This window comes from Paraburkholderia sp. BR10937, assembly GCF_040965695.1.
In the GTDB taxonomy this organism is placed as follows: domain Bacteria; phylum Pseudomonadota; class Gammaproteobacteria; order Burkholderiales; family Burkholderiaceae; genus Paraburkholderia.
The window spans coordinates 151563-177083 of sequence record NZ_JBFRCL010000004.1 but is presented as its reverse complement, the minus strand read 5'-3'; the positions used below and the strand labels follow the sequence as shown (position 1 = coordinate 177083).

21 protein-coding genes and 2 pseudogenes are annotated in these 25521 nt (G+C 66.7%); 14 read left to right on the top strand and 9 right to left on the bottom strand.

The annotated features are described in order from the left end of the window. Positions 1–98: 98 nt before the first annotated feature. Complete coding sequence (locus AB4Y44_RS05460; RefSeq protein WP_342919745.1) at positions 99–611, top strand: H-NS histone family protein; 513 nt, start codon at positions 99–101, stop codon at positions 609–611. 132 nt (positions 612–743) lie between these two features. Beyond that, positions 744–1541: a TSUP family transporter gene (locus tag AB4Y44_RS05455; RefSeq protein ID WP_368698906.1), complete on the top strand. Its 798-nt coding sequence runs from the start codon at positions 744–746 to the stop codon at positions 1539–1541. 12 nt (positions 1542–1553) lie between these two features. Here the strand turns inward: AB4Y44_RS05455 and AB4Y44_RS05450 are convergent, their stop codons facing one another. After that, positions 1554–2879 (bottom strand): MFS transporter, encoded by a 1326-nt coding sequence (locus tag AB4Y44_RS05450; RefSeq protein WP_342919902.1) that lies wholly within the window; start codon positions 2877–2879, stop codon positions 1554–1556. Positions 2880–3184: 305 nt separating this feature from the next. Then, positions 3185–4594 carry a GGDEF domain-containing protein gene (locus AB4Y44_RS05445; RefSeq protein ID WP_368698905.1) on the bottom strand — a complete coding sequence of 470 codons (1410 nt, stop codon included), beginning with the start codon at positions 4592–4594 and terminating at the stop codon, positions 3185–3187. A gap of 267 nt (positions 4595–4861) precedes the next feature. Here AB4Y44_RS05445 and AB4Y44_RS05440 point away from each other — a divergent pair, with 267 nt between their 5' ends. Genes AB4Y44_RS05440 through AB4Y44_RS05425 form a run of 4 tightly spaced genes read left to right on the top strand, consistent with a single transcriptional unit; the run spans position 4862 to position 10865 of the window. After that, positions 4862–6748, top strand: a complete 1887-nt coding sequence (locus AB4Y44_RS05440; RefSeq protein ID WP_368698904.1) for an SPFH domain-containing protein — start codon at positions 4862–4864, stop codon at positions 6746–6748. A 36-nt stretch (positions 6749–6784) separates the two neighbouring features. Further along, entirely contained in the window at positions 6785–7861 is a 1077-nt protein-coding gene (gene hflC / locus AB4Y44_RS05435; protein ID WP_368698903.1) for a protease modulator HflC, read from the top strand. Continuing rightward, positions 7858–8892, top strand: a complete 1035-nt coding sequence (locus tag AB4Y44_RS05430; protein ID WP_342919750.1) for a protease modulator HflK — start codon at positions 7858–7860, stop codon at positions 8890–8892. Before hflC ends, AB4Y44_RS05430 begins: the two co-directional genes overlap by 4 nt. After that, on the top strand, positions 8889–10865 hold the full coding sequence (locus tag AB4Y44_RS05425; RefSeq protein WP_368698902.1) for a heavy metal translocating P-type ATPase: 1977 nt from the start codon (positions 8889–8891) through the stop codon (positions 10863–10865). The genes AB4Y44_RS05430 and AB4Y44_RS05425 overlap by 4 nt, the downstream gene beginning before the upstream one ends. A gap of 9 nt (positions 10866–10874) precedes the next feature. Here the strand turns inward: AB4Y44_RS05425 and AB4Y44_RS05420 are convergent, their stop codons facing one another. Next, complete coding sequence (locus tag AB4Y44_RS05420) at positions 10875–11783, bottom strand: LysR family transcriptional regulator (protein ID WP_342919752.1); 909 nt, start codon at positions 11781–11783, stop codon at positions 10875–10877. A gap of 107 nt (positions 11784–11890) precedes the next feature. Between AB4Y44_RS05420 and mdlC the strand changes: the two genes are divergently transcribed. The 5 genes from mdlC (at position 11891) to AB4Y44_RS05395 (ending at position 18776) form a co-directional block, all read left to right on the top strand. Further along, positions 11891–13543, top strand: coding sequence for a benzoylformate decarboxylase (gene mdlC, locus AB4Y44_RS05415; protein WP_368698901.1), 1653 nt, complete (start codon positions 11891–11893; stop codon positions 13541–13543). A gap of 49 nt (positions 13544–13592) precedes the next feature. Beyond that, entirely contained in the window at positions 13593–15044 is a 1452-nt protein-coding gene (locus tag AB4Y44_RS05410; protein WP_342919754.1) for an aldehyde dehydrogenase, read from the top strand. A gap of 9 nt (positions 15045–15053) precedes the next feature. After that, a complete protein-coding gene (locus AB4Y44_RS05405; RefSeq protein ID WP_368698900.1) occupies positions 15054–15977 on the top strand; it encodes a ketopantoate reductase family protein in 924 nt (307 codons plus the stop codon). A gap of 74 nt (positions 15978–16051) precedes the next feature. Continuing rightward, positions 16052–17449, top strand: a complete 1398-nt coding sequence (locus tag AB4Y44_RS05400; RefSeq protein WP_368698899.1) for an MFS transporter — start codon at positions 16052–16054, stop codon at positions 17447–17449. Positions 17450–17639: 190 nt separating this feature from the next. Beyond that, positions 17640–18776 (top strand): porin, encoded by a 1137-nt coding sequence (locus AB4Y44_RS05395; protein WP_368698898.1) that lies wholly within the window; start codon positions 17640–17642, stop codon positions 18774–18776. Positions 18777–18855: 79 nt separating this feature from the next. Here the strand turns inward: AB4Y44_RS05395 and AB4Y44_RS05390 are convergent, their stop codons facing one another. After that, complete coding sequence (locus AB4Y44_RS05390) at positions 18856–20004, bottom strand: branched-chain amino acid ABC transporter substrate-binding protein (RefSeq protein WP_368687362.1); 1149 nt, start codon at positions 20002–20004, stop codon at positions 18856–18858. 397 nt (positions 20005–20401) lie between these two features. Here AB4Y44_RS05390 and AB4Y44_RS05385 point away from each other — a divergent pair, with 397 nt between their 5' ends. Together AB4Y44_RS05385 and AB4Y44_RS05380 are read left to right on the top strand one after the other, a co-directional pair. Further along, positions 20402–21244 (top strand): intradiol ring-cleavage dioxygenase, encoded by an 843-nt coding sequence (locus AB4Y44_RS05385; protein WP_368698897.1) that lies wholly within the window; start codon positions 20402–20404, stop codon positions 21242–21244. Positions 21245–21313: 69 nt separating this feature from the next. Beyond that, entirely contained in the window at positions 21314–21913 is a 600-nt protein-coding gene (locus AB4Y44_RS05380; protein ID WP_368698896.1) for a class I SAM-dependent methyltransferase, read from the top strand. Here the strand turns inward: AB4Y44_RS05380 and AB4Y44_RS05375 are convergent. Both AB4Y44_RS05375 and AB4Y44_RS05370 read right to left on the bottom strand, forming a co-directional pair. Then, a complete protein-coding gene (locus AB4Y44_RS05375; protein WP_342919761.1) occupies positions 21826–22128 on the bottom strand; it encodes a DUF4148 domain-containing protein in 303 nt (100 codons plus the stop codon). The genes AB4Y44_RS05380 and AB4Y44_RS05375 overlap by 88 nt on opposite strands. 306 nt (positions 22129–22434) lie before the next feature. Continuing rightward, the gene (locus AB4Y44_RS05370; protein WP_342919762.1) at positions 22435–23202 is read right to left on the bottom strand and encodes a sulfite exporter TauE/SafE family protein; all 768 of its coding nucleotides are present in this window, start codon (positions 23200–23202) and stop codon (positions 22435–22437) included. Positions 23203–23293: 91 nt separating this feature from the next. Here AB4Y44_RS05370 and AB4Y44_RS05365 point away from each other — a divergent pair, with 91 nt between their 5' ends. Then, positions 23294–24175, top strand: coding sequence for a LysR family transcriptional regulator (locus tag AB4Y44_RS05365; RefSeq protein WP_368698943.1), 882 nt, complete (start codon positions 23294–23296; stop codon positions 24173–24175). A gap of 160 nt (positions 24176–24335) precedes the next feature. Here AB4Y44_RS05365 and AB4Y44_RS05360 read toward each other — a convergent pair. The 3 genes and pseudogenes from AB4Y44_RS05360 to AB4Y44_RS05350 all read right to left on the bottom strand — a co-directional run. After that, a pseudogene (locus AB4Y44_RS05360) lies at positions 24336–24721 on the bottom strand (hypothetical protein); the annotation flags it as partial. Between the two features lie 57 nt (positions 24722–24778). Further along, positions 24779–25033 (bottom strand): annotated as a pseudogene (locus tag AB4Y44_RS05355) (helix-turn-helix domain-containing protein); the annotation flags it as partial. A 162-nt stretch (positions 25034–25195) separates the two neighbouring features. Then, positions 25196–25486: a hypothetical protein gene (locus tag AB4Y44_RS05350; RefSeq protein ID WP_342919763.1), complete on the bottom strand. Its 291-nt coding sequence runs from the start codon at positions 25484–25486 to the stop codon at positions 25196–25198. Positions 25487–25521: the final 35 nt, after the last annotated feature.

The following is a 25521-nucleotide window of genomic DNA, read 5'->3' as shown; positions in this document are numbered from 1 at the left end:
ACCTTGTCTTTCGCGACGCCCAGGCCGACAAGATCGCAATTCGATCGGCCAGTGATGGTTGAAGGGTGTCCGTAAAAACCGTGAATAAGGAGGTATGAATGGTCACCCTGGATGCAATTCAATCGAAGATCGCAAAGCTGCAAAAGCAGGCCGAATCGATCGTGGAAAAACAAACGTCGGCCGGTCTCACGAAAATTCGCGATCTGATGGCCAAACATGGCCTGAGCGTGGCCGACATCGAACGCTTCGTCGGCAAGAAGCGTGGCCGCAAACCTGGTAAAGGCGTCAAAGCCGCAGGCGCAAAGCGCACCGTTGCGGCCAAATATGCCGATCCGAAAACGGGCGCCACGTGGACGGGCCGCGGCCGTGCGCCGGCATGGATCCGCGACGTGAAAGACCGTTCGAAATTCCTGATCGACGGCAGCGCGGCGAAGGCCGCGACCAAGGTCGCACGCAAACCGCGCGCCAATGCCGCGGCGGTGAAAAAGACCGCGGCGAAGCGCGCCAAGGCCGCACCTGCAAGGAAAGCCACCCCCGCAAAACGGGCGACGCGTAAAACGGCGGGCCGTAGGGCCGCCGCAAAGTCGGCACAAGCCGCAGCGGCTGCTTAATTAAGTCGCTGAGAAAAGCGCACAAGCGAAATTCGCTTGCGAACCGGTGGCCGCGCCGGCGTTTCGACGCCCGCGGCCACTTTCACATGAGCGGCGCGAAACGACGCGCGCCCATTGCCCTGAACGTCACCGATGTCCGGCCTTTCCTTTTCCTCGGGTCTTCTCGCGCCCCATCTGCAGTCGCTCGCCGTACTTCAATTGCTCGGCATTGCGGTTGCGCTCGTGCTGGGCGGTATGGTGAAGGGCGTGACGGGCATAGGCGTGCCGCTCGTGGCCATGCCCATCGTCACGCAATTTTTGCCGGTCAAGGAAGCGGTGCTGCTGCTGTCCATGCCGATCATTCTCGGCAATATTCCGCAGGCGCTGGAGGGGGGCGAAATGTTGCCTACCGTGCGCAATATCGCGGCGCCATTGATTGGCACCGTGATCGGCAATGTGATTGGGGTTTCCGTGCTGATCGCGCTGGAGCCGCATCACGCCCAGGCGGCCTCGGGCGTGGCGTTGATCGTGGCGGCGTTGCTGTTGCTCGTCTCGCCGCGATTCAAGCTCGCGCCTGCGCTCGCGAAGCCAGTGGGTTTCGCGCTCGGCTTCGGGGCGGCGCTCATGGAGAGCATTGCCGCCGTGCCGGGGCCCTTGCTCGCCATGTATCTGATCGCGTCGGGTGCCACGGGCCGCGCCTTCACGAAACAGATCGCGATCATTCTCGTCGTTTCGGTCATCACGCTCATCACGACGTTCAGCCACGGCGCGCACGCCAATCTCGTCGATCTCGCGATTTCGGCGGCGGCCAGCGTGCCCGCCATCGCGGGCATGCTGCTCATTCGACCGTTACGCGATAGCCTGCATCCTCTCGCGTTTCGCGTGGTCGTGCTCGTGTGCGTGCTGGCCGCCGCCATACAGATGATCGTCAAATCGCACGTGCTGTTTTGACGATCGCCTGATTCAGTGGCTGATCGATTCGAGCGAGAGCCCGCGCGTCACCGGCCCAAGCAGAATCATCACGATGCCCACGAGCATCGAAGCGCCGATGAACACCGCGACGCCAGGCACACCGTAATGATGGAGCAGGATGCCGATGGCCAACCCCGCGAACGCGGCGGCGATGCGGCTCCACGAGTACACGAAGCCGACGGCGCGAGCGCGGATACGCGTCGGGTAAAGCTCGGCCTGGTAACCGTGATAAGCGTAGGACATCACGTTCGAAGCGAGCGTGAAGAGCACGCCCAGCACGATCAGGACCCACGGCTGCGTGGCTTGCGCGAATAGCGTAATCACCACGGCCATAATCAGGAGGCCGCCGACGATCTGCGTCTTGCGCTCCAGCTTGTCGGCGAACCACACGCCAATCAGCGGCCCGAACGGATTGGCGATGGCGATCACGAAGGCGTACGCAAGACTCTGCGTGATGTGGACGCCACGGGCGATCAGCAGTGTCGGCACCCACGCGGCGAAGCCGTAAAAGCCGATCACCTGCGCCATGTTGAAAATCGACAGAATCACTGTGCGCCGCAAATACGGCGCACGCAGCACTTCGCCAAGCGAGCCGCGCCCGGCCTTCTCGAGCGAGATCGCCCCGAGCGGCGGCAGAGCCGTGCCCGTTTCGGCGCTGACGCGCCGCTCGATGTCTGCAACGATGCGTTCCGCTTCGTCCTCACGGCCATTGCGCGCGAGCCAGCGCGGGCTTTCGGGAATGCGCCGGCGCAGGAACCATACCGCCACTGCGCCAATCGAGCCGATCAGGATCACCACGCGCCAGTAGTCGAGGCCGATGGGATGCGAGTCCTTGAGGATATAGGCGAGAAACGCGACCACGGGCACCACGCTGAACGTGATGAACTGGTTGACCGCATAGGCGCGGCCGCGCTCGCCGCTCGGGATCAATTCGGAAATATACGTGTCGATGGTCACGAGTTCGATGCCGATGCCGATGCCGGCAATGAAGCGCCAGATATTGAGCGCCTGGCCGCTCGTCTGAAACGCCATGATCGCCGTGCAGACGATGTACCAGATCAGCGACCACGTGAAGATCATGCGCCGCCCGAACCGGTCGGCGACCTGGCCGAACGCGAGCGCGCCGACCCACAGCCCGGCGAAGGTCGAGAACACGAAGGTGCCGAAGCCGGCCACCTTGAGCGGCCCGAGTGCGGAAAAGAAGCCGAGCGATTCCGGTGTGAAAAGACCCGAATGCACCATGCCGGGCGCGACATAGCCCGTGAAGAAAAGGTCGTAAAACTCGAATACGCCGCCGAGCGACAGCAGAATCACCATCGACCAGACTGTGCGCGACGGCGGCAGCCGGTCGAAGCGGGCGGCAATTTCCGCCGATTTTTCAATGGACATCCCGATTCCTCATTACATTTTGAAAGCGTGTGGGGAACAAAATGTGCATGCATCGATGTATTCGCATGGGTAGCGCGTGACGTATGCAAATGCCGATACAGGCCATAGCACGCACTTTATTGATGCATTGACATGGAAGCACCTGGTTGAAACCCAAATGCGTTGCGCTTATGGCAATGCCGCGCTTCGCAATGCCGCTCATGCCAACGCAAGCGGCAACGAATCGGCGCGCTTTACGCGATGCTCGCGCCTGTGTGGCTCACGCGGTTGCGGCCGGCGTGTTTGGCCGCATACAACGCGGCATCGGCGGCTTCGATCAGCGCATTGGGGGACGACGCAACGATCGCGTCGCGCGTGGCGCAGCCCGCGCTCACCGTGACGAGGCCGCCTGCGGCGGGGGAGGGAATGCCGAGCTGCTCGACGGCGGCGCGTGCGCGTTCGGCGAGCGCCGCGGCTTCGTCCGCGCCGGTATCGGGCAGGACGAGCGCGAATTCTTCGCCGCCATAGCGCGCGACGAAACCGCCCGGCGCGTGCAGCGTGCTCGCCAGCGTGGCGGCGAGCGCACCCGCGACGGCGCCGAGGCAGGCGTCGCCGTGCAGATGACCGAAGGCGTCGTTGTAGTGCTTGAAGTGATCGACATCGAGCATCACGAGCGAGAGCGGCTGGCCGCTGTGCGCGGCGCGCTCGAAGGCCTCGCGGAACTGCTCGTCGAAATAGCTGCGGTTGTAGATGCGCGTGAGCGCATCGCGTGCGGAGGCGCGGATCAGCGTGGCGTGTTCTTCGGCGAGCTGGCGATAGAGCGCCGTCACTTCCCACACCAGCACGCATACGAGCACGCCTGGCGCGAACATGCTGAACACGCGCGCGACATACCAGCCCACCGTGAAGCGCTCGATGCTCAGCGTATTGAGCGCGGCGTCGGCGAGCGAGGCGAGCAGCGCCACCACGATCCACAAATCGAGCACGAGGCGCAGCCGTCCCTTGAGCAGCACGAGCGCGATGGCGATCAGGTTGAGCGCGCAAATCACGAGGCCCGCGAGATTGTTCGCAATGGCCGACGCTGGCGAGAAACCAGCGGCCGGCACAGCGTCCGCAACGTCGTGAAACGGCGATGCGAGATCGACGTGCGTGACGAGCACGCCGAGCAGGGCGGCGACCGCCGCCGGGCCCGCGATCAGCAGCCAGCCGCGCGCGTCGAGCCGTTCGCGGGCGAACGGCGGGGCGGGCAGGCGCTTTCTCACCAGTTCGGCCACGATGACGAGCGCGGGAAAGCCGGCGTGCCAGATCACCCACATCCATTCGGCGCTATTCGGGAGCGCACCGAGCAGCCCCGTGCGCGCGAACACGCCAGGAAACATCAACAGCTGCAGCGCTACGGTAATGGCCGTGAACGCGTAGGCGCCGCCCAGCGCGGCGAGCATGGCCACGCGGGTCGCCGCGAAACGCGCGCCCAGCAGGAACGCCGCGATGCTCGACGTGGTGAAGACGGTGAGCGCGCACATCGGCATGAACGGGGCGATGCCGGGCAACGCGTCTCGCGCACGCGGCGCCGCGAGCGCAAGCGTGAGGAGGATCGCAAACGCGCATACGCTGGCGAAGAGCGCCTGCCTGCGTGTTGCCGGACCGATCAGCAAGCCGTCCATATGATGACTTTTGGGTCGATGCGCAGCTCGAGAATTGTGATCGTGGCGTGACAGCGTGAGGGGCCGCTCGCGTCCGGAAAGCAGACTAAATTGACTGAAGGTATTGTGCTCCGAATCGGCTAAATAGTGGGGCACGGATGCACGAGCCCAGTTATATTGAGTTTCGGTTTTGAGCGCGCTACATTGGGCGCGCGAATTTGAGCATCGCGCGATCGGTGGTCGCCACGCGCGGGCCTGTTTCATGTAATTAGCATGTAAGGATTGCTGATGATGCATCGCGTATCGCGCGACCACCGCGAAGGCAATGGCTGGCTCGGCGGTCGTGCGGGCCAGACGAGGCTTGGCTGGTCCGCGTTGGGGTTGGCTTGCGTGTTCGGCGCGCTGGCTTTCGCTTCCGCTGTGCCGTTCGATGCGCGCCTATGCGCCGTGATGTCGAGCGCGTGCCTCAATCTCTTCATCGTGGTCTTCGGCGCGCGGCTGTTGGCTGCGCGCGCGCCAGCCGGCGAACCGCTCTCGAAGACCTCGCTGCGCCTCTTGCGCCTCGCGTTCCAGCGCAATTCGGAGGCCGCCGACATGCGCGGCCTGCTGCGGTCGCTCCCGTGGCAAGGGTGGATCGCGCCGCTCGCCGCACTCGTTTCGCTGGCGTTCGCCATCTCTGCGTGGACGACTCCCGCGTTTGCGCCAACGGTTTCGCGACGTGAATCGGCGCTGTTTCTCGTCGCGGGAGCCGCTGCACTCGTCATCGCGTTTGCTGCGCTCGTGACCGAGCGCTTTCATGCACAGCGCGCCGCACAATCGCGCGAATCCGCCGCGCTCGCAGGGTTGTTGCGCGTGGTGCTCGTCGCTGCGTTGAGTATGGCCGCATCGGTTGCAGCGCTGGCTTATGCGGGCGAGTCGCTTACGTGGCTCGTGCGCATCGTCGCCCTGCTTTCCGGCGTGATTGCCGTCGAACTCGGCCTGCGTGCGCTGCTCGCAGCGTCGGCCAAGCCCGACGAGCACCGCATCCTGCATAGCAGCATCGCGGGCGTGCTGAGCGTGCAGGCACGTCCGGTCGCCGCACTCAATGCCCAATTGCGTATGCGCTATGGCATCGATCTGCGGCAGAACTGGGCGCTCCAGAGCTTCGTTCGCCTCCTGCCAGGCGCGCTGGTGGCCATGGCGGCGGCGGGGTGGCTACTCGGCGGCGTGACGATCCTCGGCCCCGATCAGCGCGCTGTGTACGAGCGCTTCGGCGCACCTGTCGCCGTGTGGCAGCCGGGCCTGCATGTGGGCTTGCCCTGGCCCTTCGGCCGCGCGCGCGTGATCGACAACGGCGCGGTCCATCAACTGATCGTCTCGGGCAGCGCGAACGACAGCAGCCGCGCCGCGCCTGCCGTTTCCGCCGACGGCGACACACCCGCGCAATTGAATCGCCTGTGGGATGTGACGCATCCCTGGGAGACGACTCAGGTGATCGCGGGCACGAGCGGCGCGCAGCAGGCGTTCCAGATCGTGAGCGCGGACGTGCGGCTCGACTATCGCGTCGGCCTCACGGACGCGGCGGCGCGCGCGTCGCTCTATCGCGCGGTCGATATGGACGCCACGGTGCGCTCGATCGCGAACCGCGAGGTCGTGCGCTACCTCGCGTCGCGCACGCTGCCGTCGCTGCTCGACACGCCGCAGACGGCCATGGCCGGCGCGTTGCGCGGCGCCGTGCAGCACGAGCTGGACCGGCTTGCGAGCGGCATCGAGGTCGTGGCCGTCGTGATCGAGAGCGTGCATCCGCCCGCGGGCGCGGCCGCCGCGTATCACGGCGTGCAGGCCGCGCAAATTCGCGCGCAGGCCAGTGTCGTACAGGCGCACGGCTTTGCGGCGGCGGCGCTCGGGCAAGCGCAGCAGCAGGCGATCGAGACCGTCGCACAGGGCAGCGCGAACGCGGCGGACACGCTTGCCGCCGCGCGCGCCCAGCAGATCGGCTTCGACGCCGATGTGATCGCTCAGCAGGTCGGCGGTCCGGCATTCGGCTTCGAGTATTACTTGCACAGCCTGCAGAAAGGGCTAAAAAACGCGAGCGTGACCGTGATCGACGACCGGCTCGCGAGCGGCAGCCGCGCGACGATCGACCTGCGCACATCGAGCCCGGCCACGGCGGCAGGCATGAAGAAGGCGTGGTGACCCGTTACCCCATAGACAGAGCAAGGTGATTCGAACGTGAGTCTTTTGCATACGCACGGCGATGCGCATTCCCATCATCATCATGACCACGGCGCAGGCGGCTCCATTGGCTCAGCTGGATCGGCGCCCGTGAATCCGCGGCGTTTTGCGTTGCGCGTGGTGTTCGCGCTGTTCTGCGTGATCGTTGCGCTCATCGTGGCGAGCGTCGTACAGGTGCGCGAGGGCGAGGCCACCGTGGTCACGCGCTTTGGCGACCCCGTGCGCGTGCTGCTGCGGCCCGGCCTCGCGTGGCGCCTGCCCGCGCCCATCGAGGCCGCGGTGCCGGTGGACCTGCGCCTGCACACGACTTCGAGCGGCCTGCAGGACGTCGGCACGCGCGATGGTTTGCGCATCATCGTGCAGGCCTATGTGGCCTGGCGCGTGCCTGCCAACGCGAACGACATCGGCCGCTTCGTGCGCGCGGTGCGCAACGAACCCGACGAAGCCGCGCGCCAGATTCGCTCGCTGGTCGGCTCGGCCTTGCAGACCACGTCTGCCGGTTTCGATCTTGCCTCGCTCGTGAATACCGATCCGTCGCAGGTCCGCATCGGCGCATTCGAAGAGGCGCTGCGCCGCCAGGTCGATGCGCAGGTGTATGCGGCCTATGGCGTGCACGTCGTGCAGGTGGGTCTCGAGCGTCTCACGCTGCCCGCCGTGACGCTGGCCGCGACCGTCGATCGCATGCGCGCCGAGCGCGAGACCGTGGCCGCGCAGCGCACGGCGGAAGGTTTGCGCGAAGCGGCGCAGATCCGCTCGGACGCCGATCGCGACGCGCGCGTGCTGATCGCCGACGCCAACGTGAAAGCCGCCGATATCGAAGCGCAATCGCGCAAGGATGCAGCGGCGATCTACGGCAAGAGCTACGCCGCCGATCCGCAGCTCTATACGATGCTGCGCTCGCTCGACACGCTCGGCACGGTCGTCAATAGCAACACGAACCTGATCCTGCGCACCGACGCCGCGCCGTTCCGCGCGCTGGTGCAGGGGCCGCCGGGGCTCGGTACGGCCGCGGCGCCGTCGGGCACGGTCGTTGCGCCCGCAACCACTACGCACGCACGTGGACACACGCCATGAGCACGAGCGACAACGTCCCGGCGCTCGGGCCCGGCGCACAGGCGGTGCGTCTGTCGTTCTGGTTCGTGGCGGCGCTGGCCGTGCTCGCGGCGCTCGCGTGGGCCACGTCGAACGTGCGCCGCATCCCCGCCGACAGCAGCGCCGTCGTGATGCGCTTTGGCGCCTACGTGCGCAGCCAGGGCGCGGGGCTGCTCGTCGCGTTACCGCGGCCGTTCGAAACGGTGCTGCTCGTGCCGGGCAGCGAGCGTGTGCTCGAGAAGCGCATCGTCTCGCTTACGCGCGATGCCGGTGCGCCCGCGCAACTGAGCGATGCCAGCGACGCGCTCGCGGGGTCCGGCTACGTGCTCACGGGCGACAACGGCGTCGTGCAGGTGAGCGCGACGCTGTTCTACCGCGTGAGCGACCCTTACGCGTATGCGTTGCAGCTGGAGCATCTCGACGCCGCGCTCGAGCGCATCGTTTCGGCTGCGGTTGCGCAAACCGCCGCGCAACGCGACCTCGATTCGATCCTCGTTGCGCGCCCGGAGATGGTGGCCGCCGATCAGCAGATGGCCGCGCGCCGTGAGCAATTGCGCGGCGATCTCGCGCGCGCGGTCCAGCGTCAGCTCGACACGCTGACTGCCGCGCATGCGGGGCTCGGCATCGAGGTCTCGCGCATGGATCTGCAAGCGTCGTTTCCGGCTTCGGCTGTCGATGCGTTCAATGCCGTGCTGACCTCGCTGCAGAACGCCGAGCGCGATGTCGCGCAGGCGCGCACGCTCGCGGAAAAGACGCGGCAGCACGCGCAGCAAAGCGCCGACCGCATCGTGCAGGACGCGCAAGCCAGCGCGGCGGAACGCGTGGCGACCGCGCAGTCGGAAACCTCGACGATCGCGCAGCTCGAAGCGGCGCTCGGCGCGAACCACGATCCGGGGCTGCTCGCGCGCGCGTATCGCGACCGTGTGCAGGCGGTGCTCGCGCACGCCGCGCGCGTGACGACGCTCGACCCCAACGACGCATCGAGCCTCGTGCTGCCGGGGCGCGCGCCATGACGACGCCATACGAAACGCCGACGAGTCATCGCGCACCCGGCGCCGCGCAGGAAGCCAGATCCACGCACGCACACGGCCACGCGCGCGAAGCTCACGCAGGGCCATCCGTCGCCACGCTCGTCATGTCGGACGCAGAGCGCCGCGCCATCACGCGCCACACGTTGCTTGCGTTGTTCGCGGGCGCGTTGCTGCTGCTCTCGCTCGTGTGGCCGCATCTGGCGCGCGGCAGCGCCACGCTTGCGCAAGTGCTGGCGGCGGCGGCCTCGCTCGTGGTCGCGCCGCCCGTGTTCGCGGGCGCGTGGCGCAGCCTCAGGACGCCGAGTCTGCACGGCGTGACCGACCGCCTCATCGCGCTCGCCATGCTCGGCGCCTGGGCCGTAGGCGACATGACGACGGCGGCGCTCCTGCCCATCGTGATGACCTTCGGCCACGCGCTCGAAGAGCGCAGCGTGCTCGGCTCGCAGGAAGCGATCCGCGCGCTGGGCCGCCTCACTGCCGGCGACGTGCGGCGCGTGAGCGCCGCGGGCGCGATCGAGACCGTGCCCTATGACGCGCTGCGTCCCGGCGACGTCGTCGATGTGCTGCCAGGCTCGCGCGTGCCCGCGGACGGCATCGTGCTGCACGGCCGCTCGGCCATCGACAACGGGGCGATCACGGGCGAATCGTTGCCGCAGGACGCGGGCGAGGGCGCGCGCGTCTTCGGCGGCGCGATGAATCTGGACGGGCCGCTGCGCGTGGAGATCACGCACGTCGGCAAAGCCTCGACGCTGGGCAAGGTCGTCGAGCTGATGCAGCGCGCCGAAGCCGCGAAGCCCCCCATCACGCAGGCGCTCGAACGCTATATGGACGCCTACCTCGCGCTCGTGCTGCTGATCGCGGCGATCGTCTGGTTCGTGAGCGCGAACGCTTCGGCCATGCTGGCGGTGATCGTCGCCGCGTGCCCGTGCGCGCTCGTGCTGGCGGCGCCTTCCACCGCGATCGCCGGGATCGCGGCGGGCGCGCGGCGCGGAATCCTGTTCAGGAACGCGACCTTTATCGACGCGCTGGCCGAAATCGATACGCTCGTGATCGACAAGACCGGTACGCTCACGCACGGCGAGTTGCGTGTGACGACGGTGGTGCTGCAGCCGGGCGCGGACGAAGCCGGCACGCTGGCGCTGGCCGCGCAGCTCGCCCGGGTCAGCGCGCATCCCGTGTGTCGCGCGCTGCTGCGCTACGGCGCGTCGGGAACGCCGCATACCGGGCCGCTCTCGCACGCGCGCGAGATGCGCGGCCTCGGCGTGCTCGCGACGATGCCGGAAGGCGAGGCCGTGCTGGGCCGCCATGACCTGCTCGAACGATACGTGAGCGTGCTGCCGCCCGCGCCCGCGCAGCTGGACGGCCCATGCGCAGGCATCGCGCTGAATGGCCGCCTGCTCGCATGGTTCGGTTTCGCCGACACGGTGCGCCCGGAAGCGCGCGAAGCGTTGGACGCAATGCGTGCGCTCGGCATCGAGCGTGCGACGCTGCTCACGGGCGACCGCGAGCGCGTGGCGCGCCGCGTGGCCGCCGAAGTGGGCATCGACACCGTGGTGGCGCATGCGCTGCCGCACGACAAGCTCGACTACGTGCTGGGCGAGATCGGCGCGGGGCGCCGCCCGATGGTGGTCGGCGACGGTCTGAACGACGTGCTGGCGATCAAGGCCGGCGCGACCAGCGTGGCGATGGGCGAGCGCGGCATCGATATCGCCGTGGCGGCCGCCGATATCGTGCTGCTCGCCGACGACCTGCGCCGCGTGCCGGACAGCGTGCGCCTCGGGCGGCGCTGCCGGCGGATCGCGACGGCGAATGCGGCGATCGGGCTCGCGTGGACGGCGGCCGTCATCACGCTGGCGGCGCTAGGCGTGTTGAGCGCCGTGGCGAGCGCAGTGCTGCACAACGTCGGCACGTTCGTGGTGATTGCGAACGCGGGGCGTCTCCTGCGCGACGAATGACGAACGCCGTTAGTGCGGCACCGCCGTCAACGTGCGCAACTGCTCCAGCAGCTTCACCGCCGGGCTCGGCAGAATGCCATGGCGCCGGCGAAACGCGGTGAGCGTACGCCGGCCCTCGACTCCCGGCATGTCCAGCGTATCGAACACCCCCGCCTTGCTTTCCGTGAGGTACATCGTCGATGCCATCCAGCTCAGGAACCCCGAGCGCGCCACGAGGCTCTTGAGCGCCGTGATCGAGCGCGTTTGCACCACCACGTTCGGCAGGCCCAGCCCGTGCGCCGCGAAGACCTGCTCCATGTGCTCGAACGGCGCCGTGCCGCGCGGCGGTATCGCCCATTGCTCGTTCAGGGTGTCCGCGAGCGTGAGGTCGGACTTCGCGCGCAACGGATGATCGTGCGCCGCCACGACGTAGCTGGAATCCTCCCAGCGGCAATCGCCGATCGCTGCGATTTCGTCGGTATCGGGCACGGCCATGCTGAGCGCGAGGTCGATCTCGCGTTTGACGAGCGCATCGGCGAGCCGGTCCCACACGCCTTCGAGAATCTCGACGCGCAGCCCCGGCCAGCGCCGCAGCACGCCGCTCACGGCGAGCGGCAGCACGAGGCTCGCGATGCTGCCCACCGCCCCCACGCGGATCGTGCCGCGCGCGAGGCCGCGCATGGCGTCGATTTCCTCGCGCGCCTGCTCGGCTTCGCGCTGCAGCAGGATGGCGTGCGGCAGGAGCGCCTCGCCCACGGCGGTGAGGTGCATGCCGCGCGAATGGCGCTCGAACAGCGGCGCGCCCACTTGCTCCTCGAGACGGCGGATCGCGCGCGAGAGCGCGGGCTGGGTCACGTGCAGCGTTTCGGCCGCCCGCCCGAGACTGCCCGCGGACACGATGGTCGCGAACGCCTGCAGTTGCTGGAGGTTGTAAGTCATGCCCAAAGGTAATGGCTTTTGGCGAAATCCGCAATTTTCGGTTACCCGTAGCGTCGCGATAATGATCCTCCATTGAACGACGCGCTTTTTTCGACAGGAGGCCTTGGATGACTGGCAGCGCGCCTCAGCAGAACCAGCGGAACCAACGGAAGCAGGGCACCACGGCGCCCGGCGGCGTCTTTACCGTACGCGACGCGGTCATCGACTTCGCGCGCCGCGTCGGCATGACCTCGGTCTTCGCGAACCCCGGCTCGACCGAGCTGCCCATGTTCCGCGACTTTCCCGCCGACTTCCGCTACGTGCTCGGCCTCCAGGAAGCGGTCGTGGTCGGCATGGCCGACGGCTACGCGCAGGCCACCGGCAACGCCGCGCTCGTGAACCTGCACTCGGCGGCGGGCGTCGGAAACGCCATGGGCAACATCTTCACGGCGTTTCGCAACCGCACGCCGCTCGTCGTCACGGCGGGCCAGCAGGCGCGTTCGATCCTGCCCTTCGACCCATTTCTCGCGGCCACCCAGGCCACCGAGCTGCCGAAGCCCTATGTGAAGTGGAGCATCGAGCCGGCGCGCGCGCAGGACGTGCCGCTCGCGATTGCGCGCGCTTATGCGATCGCCATGCAGGAGCCGCGCGGCCCGGTGTTCGTGTCGATTCCCGTGGACGACTGGGACCAGCCGGCCGAACGCGTGCCCGAGCGCGCGCTCGCGCACACCACGCGCGCCGAGCCCGCGATGCTGGCGACCATCGGCGCAGCGCTCGACGCGTGCGCGCGCCCCGTCTTCGTGGTGGGCGGCGCGGTGGATCGCGCGGGCGCGGCCGACGACGTGGTGCGGCTCGCGGAGCGCCATCGTGCGCGTGTGTTCGTCGCCCCCATGACGGGCCGTTGCAGCTTTCCGGAAAAGCATCCGCTGTTCGCGGGCTTTCTTCCCGCCATGCGCGAGCGCATCGTCGAGCTGCTCGGCGGGCACGATGTCGTGTTCGCGATCGGCGCGCCGGCTTTCACCTATCACGTGGAGGGCCACGGGCCGCACGTGCCGCCGGGCGCCGCGCTGTGCCAGTTGATCGACGATCCGAACACCGCCGCATGGACACCCGAGGGGATGGCCGCAGTGGGCAATGTGAGGCTGGGCGTGCTGGATCTGCTGGAGCGGCCCGCGCCGGCCGTGGAGCGTGCGATGCCCGCGCCGCGTGCCGTGCCGCCGCGCGCCACGCCGCCGGCTGAGCCGGGCGTGCGCATGTCGGTTGCCTATGCGCTGCAAACGCTCGCCGAAGTGCGCGACGCGGGCACGACCGTCGTCGAGGAAGCGCCCAGCTCGCGCCCGGTGATGCAGGCGTATCTGCCCTACGAGCGCCCCGGCACCTTCCTCACGATGGACAGCGGCGGCCTGGGCTACGGCATGCCCGCCGCCGTGGGCGTGGCGCTCGCGAAGCCGGGCGAACGCGTGATCGCGCTGGTCGGCGACGGCTCCAGCATGTACTCGATCCAGGCGATCTGGAGCGCGGTGCAGCTCGATCTGCCGATTACCTTCGTCATCCTGAACAATACGCGCTACGCCGCGCTGCAGGACTTCGCGCCGGTGTTCGGTTTTGCGCCGACCGACCCGGTGCAGGGCACCGACCTGCCGGGGCTCGATTTCGTCACGCTGGCCGCGGGCATGGGCTGCCCCGGCGTGCGCGTGAGCGAGGCCGGGCCGTTACGCGATACGCTTGGCCGCGCGCTGGCCGGGCAGGGCCCGAAGCTGGTCGAGCTGCTCGTCGCCTGAACGGTGCGCGCGCAACCCATCGAATTCACGTAAAGCGAGGAAAAAGGACATGCAAACCGTAACGATGCTGATCGACGGCGAAGCGGTGCAGGCACGCAACGGGGCGACGTTCGAGCGCCGCAATCCGCTCGACGGCACGGTGGCGAGCCGCGCGCCCGCGGCCACAGTGGAAGATGCAGTCGCGGCGGTCGATGCGGCGGCGGCAGCCTTCCCGGTGTGGTCGGCCATGGGCCCGAGCGAACGCCGCGCGCTGCTCACGAAGGCCGCGCACGCGCTCGAAGCGAAGGCCGAAGCGTTCGCCGCCGCGATGGCTGCGGAAACCGGCGCGTCGGGCATCTGGGCGGGCTTCAACGTGCATCTCGCGGCGGCGGGCCTGATCGAGGCCGCCGCGCTCACCACGCAGATCGGCGGCGAGCTGATTCCCTCCGACGTGCCCGGCAGCCTCGCCATGGGCGTGCGCCAGCCGGCGGGCGTCGTGCTCGGCCTCGCGCCGTGGAATGCGCCCGTGATCCTCGCGGTGCGCGCCATCGCGCTGCCGCTCGCGTGCGGCAATACCGTCGTGCTGAAGGGCTCGGAGATTTGCCCGGCCACCCACGGACTCATCGTCGCGGCGATGCAGGAGGCGGGCCTGCCGCGCGGCACCGTCAACTTCGTGACGAACGCGCCCGCCGACGCGGCGCGCGTGGTCGAAGCCATGATCGCGCATCCGAAGGTGCGCCGCGTGAACTTCACGGGCTCCACGCGCGTGGGCCGCATCATCGCCGAAACCTGTGCGCGCCATCTGAAGCCGTCGGTGCTCGAACTGGGCGGCAAGGCGCCGCTTGTCGTGCTCGACGATGCCGATATCGAAGCGGCGGCGCACGCGGCCGCGTTCGGCGCGTTCGCCAACTCCGGGCAGATCTGCATGTCGACGGAGCGCATCATCGTCGATGAAAGCATTGCCGACGCTTTCGTCGCGCGTCTCGGCGAGCGCGCCCGCGCGCTGCCGCTCGGCGATCCGCGCAAGGGCCCGGTCGTGCTCGGCTCGGTAGTGGACATGAGCACTGTTGCGCGCTGCAACGCGCTGATCGACGACGCGCTCGCCAAAGGCGCGACGCTCGTATGCGGCGGCAAGGTCGAAACCACGCTCATGCCCGCCACGCTGCTCGACCATGTCACGCCCGACATGCGCCTCTATCACGACGAATCGTTCGGCCCCGTGAAGGGCATCGTGCGCGTGCGCGGCGAGGACGCTGCGATTGCCTGCGCGAACGACAACGCGTACGGGCTCTCGTCGGCGGTGTTCAGCCGCGATACGGCGCGTGCGTGGCGCGTCGCGCAGCGCATTGAGTCGGGCATCTGCCACATCAATGGGCCGACCGTGCACGACGAAGCGCAGATGCCGTTCGGCGGCGTGAAGGAGAGCGGCTTCGGGCGCTTCGGCGGCAAGGCGGGCATTGCCGAATTCACCGAACTGCGCTGGATCACGCTGCAGACGGCGCCGCGCCACTATCCGTTCTAAGAGCGCGCCATGCATATCGCCATACTCGGCGCGGGCGCGATGGGCTCGCTGTTCGGCGGCCTGCTTGCGATTGCGGGTCATCGCGTCACGCTGCTCGACGTCGATGACGCTCACCTGAACGCGATCAACGAAGCCGGTCTGCGGCTCACGACCGATGCGGGCGAGCGCGTCGTCACGAATCTCGAAGCGTTGCGGCCGGAGGCGGCGACCACGGCAGCGGATCTGCTGATCGTCTTCACCAAGACGCTGCACACGCAGGCGGCGCTCGGCGCGGCGCACGCCGTGCTCGGGCCGCAAACCGCATTGCTCTCGCTGCAGAACGGCCTCGGCAACGCCGAGCGTCTCGCGCGGTTCGCGGACCCGGCGCGCGTGATGATCGGCGTGACGACCTGGCCCGCCGACAAGAACGGCCCTGGCCGTGTGAGTTCGCACGGCGCGGGCGCGATCCGCCTGATGAGCGCGGACGGCGCGCATTCGCCGATGCTTTCCCGCACGGTCCAGGCGCTCAACGACGCCGGCCTCGCCTGCACAGCGGACGCCGATGTCTGGGCCGCGATCTGGGAGAAGGTCGCGTTCAACGCGGCGCTCAACAGCCTGTGCGCGGTGACGGGTTGCACCGTCGGCGAACTCACGAACGTGCCGGACGGCGAAGCGCTCGCGCTCAAGATCGTCGCGGAAGTCGCGGCGGTGGCGCAGGCGCACGGCGTGGCCGTGAACGAAGCGCATGTGGCCGACAACGTGCGGCATGCGCTCGCGCATCACCGCGCGCATCGGCCTTCGATGCTTCAGGACGTGCTCGCGAGACGCAAGACCGAGATCGAAGCCATCAACGGCGCGGTCGTCGAGGCCGCGCGCACGCGTGCGATTGCCGTGCCGAATACGGCAGCGCTGCTGCATCTCGTTCGTCTCGTCGATGCAAAGGATTCCGTATGAACCAGGCAGTCAATGTCGCACCACTATGACAAACGAATGACTGCGCGCTCACAGCGCAGCAAAGGAGACAATTCATGACTTATGCCACGCCCGCCCCCGCCTCGGGGGCGACGCCGCGCGAAAGCGACGCCATCGCCGGCGGCACGGTCGATATCGGCCGCACGCTCGACGAAGGCGCGTATTCCACGCTGCAGAAGTTCGCCGTGGTGCTGGCGGCCTTGTCGATCGTCGTCGACGGCTTCGACAGCCAGTTGATCGGCTTCGCGATTCCGGTGCTGATCAAGGAGTGGGGCATCACGCGCAATGCGTTCGCGCCCGTGGTGGCGGCGGGGCTGATCGGCATGGGCTTCGGCAGCGCATTCGCCGGCCTGCTCGCGGATCGCTTCGGGCGCCGCTGGGCCGTGGTGGGCAGCGTGCTCGTGTTCGGCACGGCGACCTGCGCGATCGGTCTCGCGCCAAACGTGGCGGCCATCGCCGCGCTGCGCTTCATTGCCGGCTTCGGCATTGGCGGCGCGCTGCCGAGTTCGACGACGATGACGGCCGAATTCACGCCCGCGCGCTTTCGCACCTTCGCGGTGACGGCAACCATCGTGTGCGTACCGCTCGGCGGCATGCTGGCGGGCATTTTCGCGGCGCAAGTGCTGCCGGTGTACGGTTGGCGCGGGCTCTTTTTCGCAGGCGGCGTGTTGCCCCTCGTGCTTGCGCTCGTGCTGCTCGTGGCGCTGCCCGAGTCGCCGCGCTTTCTCGCACGCCGTCCCAGGCGCTGGCCCGAACTCGTGCGCCTGCTCGGCCGCATGGCGCGCGAGGTTGCGCCGGACGCGGTGTTCACCGACGTGCGCGAGCAAAGCGCCGAAAAGCACGTGGGCTTCACGGCGCTCTTTCGCGACGGCCGCGCACGCGACACCCTGGCGATCTGGTGGGCATTCTTCATGTGCCTGCTCGCCGTGTACAGCGCATTCAGCTGGCTGCCCGCCATGCTGACGAGCGAAGGCCTGAGCGTCTCGCTCGCCGGTTACGGGTTGAGCGCGTACAACCTGGGCGGCGTGATCGGCGCGTTGCTGTGCGCGCTCGCCATTGCGCGCTTCGGCTCGCGCGGGCCGCTGCTGCTGTGCTGCGCGGGCGGCGCGGCGAGCGCCTGGGTGATGCTCGGCGTGGGCGCGACCCAGCACACGGGCTTGCTGATTGCGGGTCTCGGCCTGCATGGCCTGTTCGTCAACGCGGTGCAATCGACCATGTACGCGTTGTGTGCCTACGTTTACCCAACCGGCGTGCGCGCGACGGGCACGGCCTCGGCGCTGGCGTTCGGCCGTGTGGGCGCGATCCTGAGCGCGTTTGCCGGCGCGGTGGTGATTACCGCAGGCGGCGCGGCGGGCTATCTGACGATGCTCGGCGCAGCCATGGCGCTGGTGCTGATCGCGCTGGCCGTGGTGGGCCGTCATATCCCGAAGCGCGCCGGACAGCAGCACATTTGACCCATTCCTGAGACCGGCCGATGGCGCGGACCCCGCGCCATCGCGTTCGGTCGGCCAGTTCGTTCAATCAAGAGTCCTAAAAAACGGCGCGTAACAAGGCTGCGTGTCGCCTTTTCACGCGTCGAATCGAAAACAACGTCCGGCTGGCGGCGAGCCCGCTAGACCGGACCACCAGGAGAACACGGAGATCATGAAACTTCGGATCGCAGCAGGGCTGGCGTGCGCGGGCCTCAGCGCGTCGGCGTTCGCGCAGGGCAGCGTCACGCTCTACGGCATCGTCGATACCGGCATCGAATACGTTTCGCACGCGAATGCGGCGGGCGACAGCGTGGTGCGTATGCCCGGCATCACCGGCGAAATGCCCTCGCGCTGGGGTGTGCGCGGGAGCGAGGGGCTGGGCGGCGGGTGGTCCACGATTTTCGCGCTGGAGAGCGGCTTCAACATGCGCGGCGGCACCTTGAACCAGGGCGGCCGGCTGTTCGGGCGCCAGGCGTGGGTCGGCATGAGCAGCCCTTATGGCAACCTGACGTTCGGGCGCCAGTACACCATGACGTTCTGGGCGATCGCCGACGCCGATCTGCTCGGACCGGACATTTACGGCGGTACGGCCTCGTTCGACCAGTACCTGCCGAGCTCGCGCAGCGATAACACGGTCGTCTACAAGGGCAGCTACGGCGGCTTCACGCTCGGCGCGACGTGGTCGTTCGGGCGCGATTCGGCCGGCACCGGCAATTCGCCGGGCCAGGGCACCTGCGCGGGGCCCGTGCCGGGCAGTTCGCAGTCTTGCCGCGAATGGTCGGCGATGCTGCGCTACGACCGCAATGGCTACGGCGTCGCCGCTGCCTATGACGAACAACGCGGCGGCCCGGGCGCGGCGGCAAACCTCTACGACGGCACGCCGACCTTCGCGCTGACGAACCCGGGCGACACCGACGTGCGCATCCAGCTCAACGGCTACGGCCATATCGGCGCGCTGCGCATCGGCGGCGGCTGGCTGGGCAGGCGCGTCGACACGGTTTCGGCTGAAACGCCCAACGTGCATTCGGACCAGTTCTATCTCACGGCGCAGTATCCGGTGACGGCGGCCTTTATCGTCGATGGCGGCGTGTACCACATCGTCAATAGCGACCACGATACGCGCGGCACGATTGCGGCGCTGCGCAGCACGTATCAGCTTTCCAAGCGATCAGCCGTGTATCTGCAGGGCGCGTATTTGTGGAACGGCGCGAAGGCGGCCTACACCGTGAGCCAGGGCGGCGGCGGCACGACGCCCGCACCGGGGGCGGGGCAACTGGGGATCATGGCGGGTATCCGGCATAGCTTCTAGGAATGCGGCTGCCGGTGGCGGTGCAATCCCTCGCCTTGCACGCGGACCTCGCCTGAACGAGGCGAGGTCGGCGGGGCGATCAGAGACCGCTTACCGTCTTGACCGTCACCCACTGGCCGTTCTTCACCTGATAGACCGTGGACGAACCGTTCTTGAGCGAGCCATTCGCGTTGTACTCGATATGGCCGGTAATGCCGTCGAAGGCGATGCTTTGCATCTTCGTGCGATAGTCGTCGGGCTTGGTCGAATTGGCGGCCTGCATCGCCTTGATGGCGGCCCACGCTGCGTCGTAGCCGAACGGCGCATAAGAGAGCACGTCCACGCCGTACTTCTGCTTGAAGCGATCGGCGAATTTCGCGCCGACCGGCGTGCTGTCGAGCGGCCGCCCGTACTCCCACGCCATGGCGCCTTCGGACACGTCGCCTGCGAGCTTGACGAAATCCACATCCTTCACGCCGCCGCCGCCCACGTACTGCGCCTTGATGCCGAGCTGGGCCATCTGTTTCATGATGCCGGCCGCCTGCGGGTTGAGGGCGCCCACGAAAATCAGATCGGGGTTCTTGCTCTTGATGTTCGTGAGCTGCGTCTTGAAGTCCGTCGCCTGGTTCGTCGTGTACTCGCGGTCGACGATCTCGCCGCCGTGCGCCTTGACGGCCTTCACGAACTCGTCGGCTTCGCCCTGGCCAAAGGCCGTGCGGTCGTCGATGACGGCGATGCGTTTGGCCTTCGTCGTCGTGACCGCGTAGGCACCCGCGGTGCCCGCGTTTTGCGCGTCGCTCGAGATCACCATGAAGATGTTCTTGAAGCCGCGGCCGCTGATGACCGGGTTCGTGGCGGCCGGATCGATATCGGGCAGGCCCGCCTTTTCGTACAGCTCGGAAGCGGGAATGGTCGTGCCCGAGTTGAAGTGGCCGACGACGACCGAAACGCCTTCGTCCACGAGCTTTTGTGCGACCTGCACGCCCACGCGCGGGTCGGCCTGATCGTCTTCGGCGACGAGTTCGAACGAGACGGGCTGACCGTTGATCTTGACGCCTTGCGCCTTGGCGTCGTCGAGGGCCATCTTGACGCCGTTTTCCAGGTCTTTGCCGTAACTGGCGTTCGGTCCGGTGAGCGGCGCGGCAAAACCGATTTTAACGACGGTATCCGCGCGCGAGGCGAGCGGTGCAACAGCGAGAAGTGCTCCAACGGCAACTGCGATAGGGGTAAGAGTCTTCGCAAAACGCATGTTGTTTCCTTTGTCGGCAAGCATGGGTTCACTGCTGTGGCGTGCATACCGGCCGGGCTCGCCCGCGTTGTCTGCTTTGCGCGGTCGGCGGCCGGTTCACGACTCTCTTGTTCGCGTCGACTGCGGGTTGGGCTCCTCCAGAATAGGCGTGGAATCGATCGAACCGCCCCGCACGAAAGACGCCGGGGCGAGACGCTGAGAGCGACTATAGGAAGCCAATATCGCTTCGTCTTGACCGTTCACGACGGCTTCCATGCGCATTTCTGCATAGCCGGCCAAATTGGGGCAATCAGGGCAAGTACGCCCTGCTGGCGCGAAATAAGGCGTAATAGAAATGTAATCGACATGCACGCCGGCTCCGGTAAAGTCCCGCCATCACGCGCAATGCAGCACAACAATGACATCACGCCTGTCACGACGAGAATTCATCAAACTGACGATCGCGGTCGGCACGACCGTCGCGTCCATCGAAACGAGCCCTGCGGCCTTCGCGAACGCCGCACCTTGTCGGCTCACGCCTGAGCAGGAAGTCGGCCCTTACTGGATCGACGGAGACCTCGTGCGCCGGGACATCCGGGAGGGCAGGCCGGGCTTGCCGTTGACGCTCGATATCGCGCTCACCGACGCGAGAACGTGTGCGCCGCTCGTTGGCGCCGCGGTCGACATATGGCAATGCGATGCGATGGGCGTCTATTCGGGCTACACGAAGATGGAACTGCCGCCCCCGCCCGATTTCGATCCGAAGGCGCCTGGCCGCCCGCCCGCTGATTTGCCCCCTGGTCCGCCGCCCATGACGCGGCCCATGCTGCGGCCCACCGACCACCAGACTTTCCTGCGCGGCATTCAGCACACCGATCGCTCGGGCACCGTCACGTTCGAGACCATCGTGCCGGGCGTCTATCCCGGGCGCACCAACCACATTCATTTCAAGGTCCGCACGGCAAGCGCGTCGCAACCGCAGCGCACGCACGTTTCGCACGTCGGCCAGGTCTTCTTGCCGGAATCGTTGATGGTGGCGCTGATGCAACTCGATCCGTATCGCAGCCACGCGATCCAGCGGACCACGCAGAGCGAAGACCCGATATTCGTCGATCAGTCCGGCTCGTCGATGATCGCAAGCGCGCGCCCTATTGCCGGTGATGGCCGCGTGATCGGGTTGCGTGCACGCGTGAGTGCGGTGGTCGATCCCGCTGCGCAGCCTCAGCCGGTCGAACCGCTTCCGGGGTCTCCCGCGCGCTGATCATGACCGCACCGGGCGAGTGGCTGCGAAGCTGGCCCAGGAAGCGCTGATAGCCTTCTCACAGGCATCATGGGAGAAGCGATCGTGGGTGCGTTCGAGCGTGTTTTGATGCGAGCATTCGGTCGACCCGAAGGCATCCTCGGCCGGCTCGGCGGCACAGTCATGGCAAGGATGAACCAGCCGTGCGCGGCCTGGGCGATCGGCCTCCTCGGGATTCGGGAACACGACCGCGTGCTTGAAATCGGCTTTGGGCCTGGCGCGGCTATTCAGCTTCTCGCAGCAGCGGCACCCTCGGGGCATGTTGACGGCATCGATCCATCACAGGAAATGCTGGCGCAAGCCACAGCCCGGAATGCCGCTGCAATCGCCCGCGGCCGGGTCGGTCTGCGAATCGGCTCAGTGGAGCGGTTGCCATTCGAAGACAACACCTTCGACAAGGTGCTGGCCATCAACTCCATGCAGGTTTGGCCTGTTCCCTTCGGGCTCCTGAACGGCGCGAAGCGCACAGCACGACGCTCCACACCGTCCCGCGGAGAGACGGCATGCTCCCCAATCGCCCGACCTGGTCAGACGAAAAGCGCTTACGACCCGCCAAAGAATACCGGCTTCATCCCAGTCGGGCTGGCCGGATGGCCCATCTGCGAAGAGCCGTTCATTGCAGGGCCGTAGCCGCTACCCTGGCCGGCGGCGCTAGCGTCGGCGGCCGGCATGTTGGAGGGAAAGTCGACGGTATTCGCATTGGCCGGATTGAAGCCGGCTTGCTGAAGCTGGGCGATCTCGCCCTGCACTTGCGCGCGCGTCAGCCCCGCATCCGACTGCGCCAGCGATGCAACTGGCACAGCCATGACGGCGACCGCGCAAACTGTGTGGACTAACGTCTTCATAATGGCCCACCTCCGGGTTAGTGACACCGGCTGACTCGTGCTGCAAACGGCCCGCTTATCCGAACCCTGGTTCGACCCCTTGCCAGTCTTTGCAGCGCTAAAGCGTTATCGTTGTCGTCTATTCCGATCGTATGCGCGAGTGATCGTTTTGACCTCCATCATTTGATGGAGGCTCTCGAAAAGCGGCGGCGAATCGATACCCAGGGCGTTACTGCCGAGGCCTGCGGAACTGTGCCGCGAGACTGGCCAGGATGGCCAGTGTTCCCACCGTTTCCAACAAGGCGCAGAGCATGGTGTCCTCACTCATTAGCGATGCAGCAGCAGGGGCGCGTAGGTTTTCACGAAGAACGCCAGCGTGATGCAGGAGGTGACAAGCAGCGTGACGGCGCGGATGACGCGCGGCGGCGTCCGGCGCCCGATCCGGGCGCCACTGTATCCCCCGATGATTGCGCCCACGAGCATGACCAGCGTCTCCGGCCAGTGCACTGCGTTGGCCACGATGAACGCAAGTACCGCCACCATATTCGCCGCACTGACCAGCAGCGTGCGCGGCGCGTTGAGATGCTTGATGTCGGAGTTGTCGAGCAGTCCCCATATCGCAATCATCATGATCCCGACCGCGCCACCAAAGTAGCCGCCATAGACGCCGAGCATGAACTGCACAGCCAGTACCGCGTTCGCGTGAATGTGCCAGCGTGCGCGCAACGCCTCGCCAATGCGCCGCCCGAACGCGAGCGCGATGGAAGCAACCAGAAGCAGCCATGGCAGCACGAACGTGAACGCTGCCGATGACGTCCACAGCAACAGCAGCGCGCCGGCAAAGCCGCCGCAGAGCGTCGTCGCCAGCAGCGCGCGAAGCGACACGCTGCCCACCGGGCGCAGTCCGTCGCGATAGGCCCACGCGCTGGCCAGCCCACCCGGGAACAGCGCGACCGTGCTCGAAGTGTTCGCCTGAACCGGAGGCACGCCCGCGGCAATCAGCGCCGGCAAGCTGACGAACGAGCCGCCCCCTGCCAGCGCATTCATCGCGCCAGCTGCCAATCCAGCGGAAAAAACTAAAGCTATCGAGTTCATGGAAGCGATGTTAGTCGCCGCGCCGGGTTCTCACAATCTGGCATTTCCGGTGCTAGACTTCGGGAATTCCGAAGAGATGACACTTGATGCTATGCGCTTCGACTTGACGGATATGCGGCTGTTCCTGAGCGTGGTGGAATGCGGGAGCCTGACACAAGGTGCCCGCACGATGCATCTGGCGCTCGCCTCGGTGAGCGAACGCATTGCCAGCATGGAGGCGGCATTGGGTGCGCCGTTACTGGAGCGCAACCGCCGTGGCGTGCGCACGACCGCTGCAGGCGACGCGCTGGTTCGCCATGCCCGTTCGATTTTGGGCCAGGTCGAAATGATGCGTGGCGAACTGCGAACCTACGCAACGGGCTTGAAAGGCCGCATCAGGCTGCTATCCAACACCGCCGCCATGGCGGCGTTCCTGCCGCCGCAGCTTTGCCGATTTCTGGCCGCGCATCGCGACCTGTCGATCGACCTGGACGAGCGGCCCAGTGCGGAGATCGTCCAGACTCTCGTGGACAGGCGCGCAGATCTCGGCGTCGTTGCGGACATAACGGACCTCGGCACGCTGCAGACGCATCTGATCGCCCGTGACCAGCTCGTCGTGGTCGTCGGCCAGTCGCATCGTTTCGCCCAGCAAGCGGACGTCGCCTTTGCCGATATCCTCTGTGAGCCCATCGTGGGCGTGGCAGACACGGCGCTCGAAACCCATCTCGCGGAACGTGCGTCGCGCCTGGGACGCCAGCTCGACTACCGCATTCAGTTGCGCAACATCGAACATGTGGCCATGCACGTCGAAGCCGGGATCGGCATTTCGATCCTTTCCGCTGGGCTCGCCGGGAAACTCTGCAGCGACGTGGTGGTGCTGCCGCTGGCGGAGGCCTGGGCGACGCGGCGGCTCTATCTCTGTGCGCGCGACTTCGCCGCCCTCACTCCGCACGCGGGCCTGCTCGCGCAGCAATTGCGGCAGGGCGCGCCGTAGACACGATGCATCGAGAGGACTCGCCGCGCGGCGCCCCCTGTTGCCATTCACTCGACCACGAGCGCCGATTTCAACCCAACCACAGACCACCCATTGAAAACCCTTCGACCGCCAAGCGACTGCGCGTCTGGCCCAGCCAGGCGCATCGTCGCGCCGCTTCCGTCAGCGTGGCGTCGTGCCGTTTCCATTCGAGTTCGTCGAGAATCGCGTGCTGACTCTCTTCCTTCCAGTGATAAAGAAAGACATTCCTGAACAGTTCGGATAGCTGATCGTCTGCATGAATGCTCTGTCGGTAGTGAATCTGCGTGAAGAGTTCGATATGCAGCGTCATCGCCTGCACCGCCCAGGTCTTTTGCCGAGAACCACGGCGGCAATCGCGTCAGGATCGACGTCGAAGCGATAACCGGGAGGCAGCGTTTCGCCGATCATACTTTCGATGCGTCGAAAGAGCGCCTGGTGTTTGAGTTCTTCATCGCTGAAGCGCACGAGCCTTTCGAGCGCCACCTGATCACCCAGCCAGCAGTCGCGGCTCACCTTGACTCATTGATGCACACTTCGAACCAGACGAAGTTATCGTGACCGGACTGCGTTTCGAAAGATGCGTCACTGATCCGGCAATGCCACAGCATCACTCGTACGTTCCAGGTGCTGCGCTGATGCGGCCACGCCGCTCGTCTTTTCTTTGCTCTTGCGCCAGCCTGCGGGCGGCATGCCGAATTCACGTCTGAACGCACGGTTGAACGCGGCCTCCGATTCATAGCCGATCTGTTCCGCAACCGCGGTGAGCGGCTTGCCACCAGTCAGAAGTTCGTGCGCCGCAATCTGCATGCGCCATCTCGCGAGGTATTGCATGGGCGGCGGATGTACCCCCCGATCATTGCGCTCGAAGCTGCCGCCGGATCGACGTTCGACTGAAGGGCGGATAGTGGTCGGATTCTGCCCTTTATCATGCGAGGCACTCCCGAGACGATCTGGCCCGATTCGGGGATTACGAAATCGCAGACACGCGATGATGCGTGGTCAGGCGAGCACAACCTCGGCAAGGAACGTCGCGAAGTAGTCGTCGTCCAGCCATCCTGAAACGTGCTTTGACGCTTCGATGCGCTGGATTTCGCTCTGTCCTTTATCCGTCAGGACGGCGATCCGCAATGTGGGGAGATACTTCGTGCTGGGGGGAGGTTTCTGGTCTACGGTCTGGATCAAACCCTGCGCGCGAAGCAACGTGAAGATTGCCGGTCGCTTGTGCCACGGTATTTGTCGATGCAAAGCAAGTCGAAGAGCTTCTAGTACAGCGCCATTTTTGAATTCCATGAGGATCCTTCTGGTGTTCGACTGAAACGTCCTGC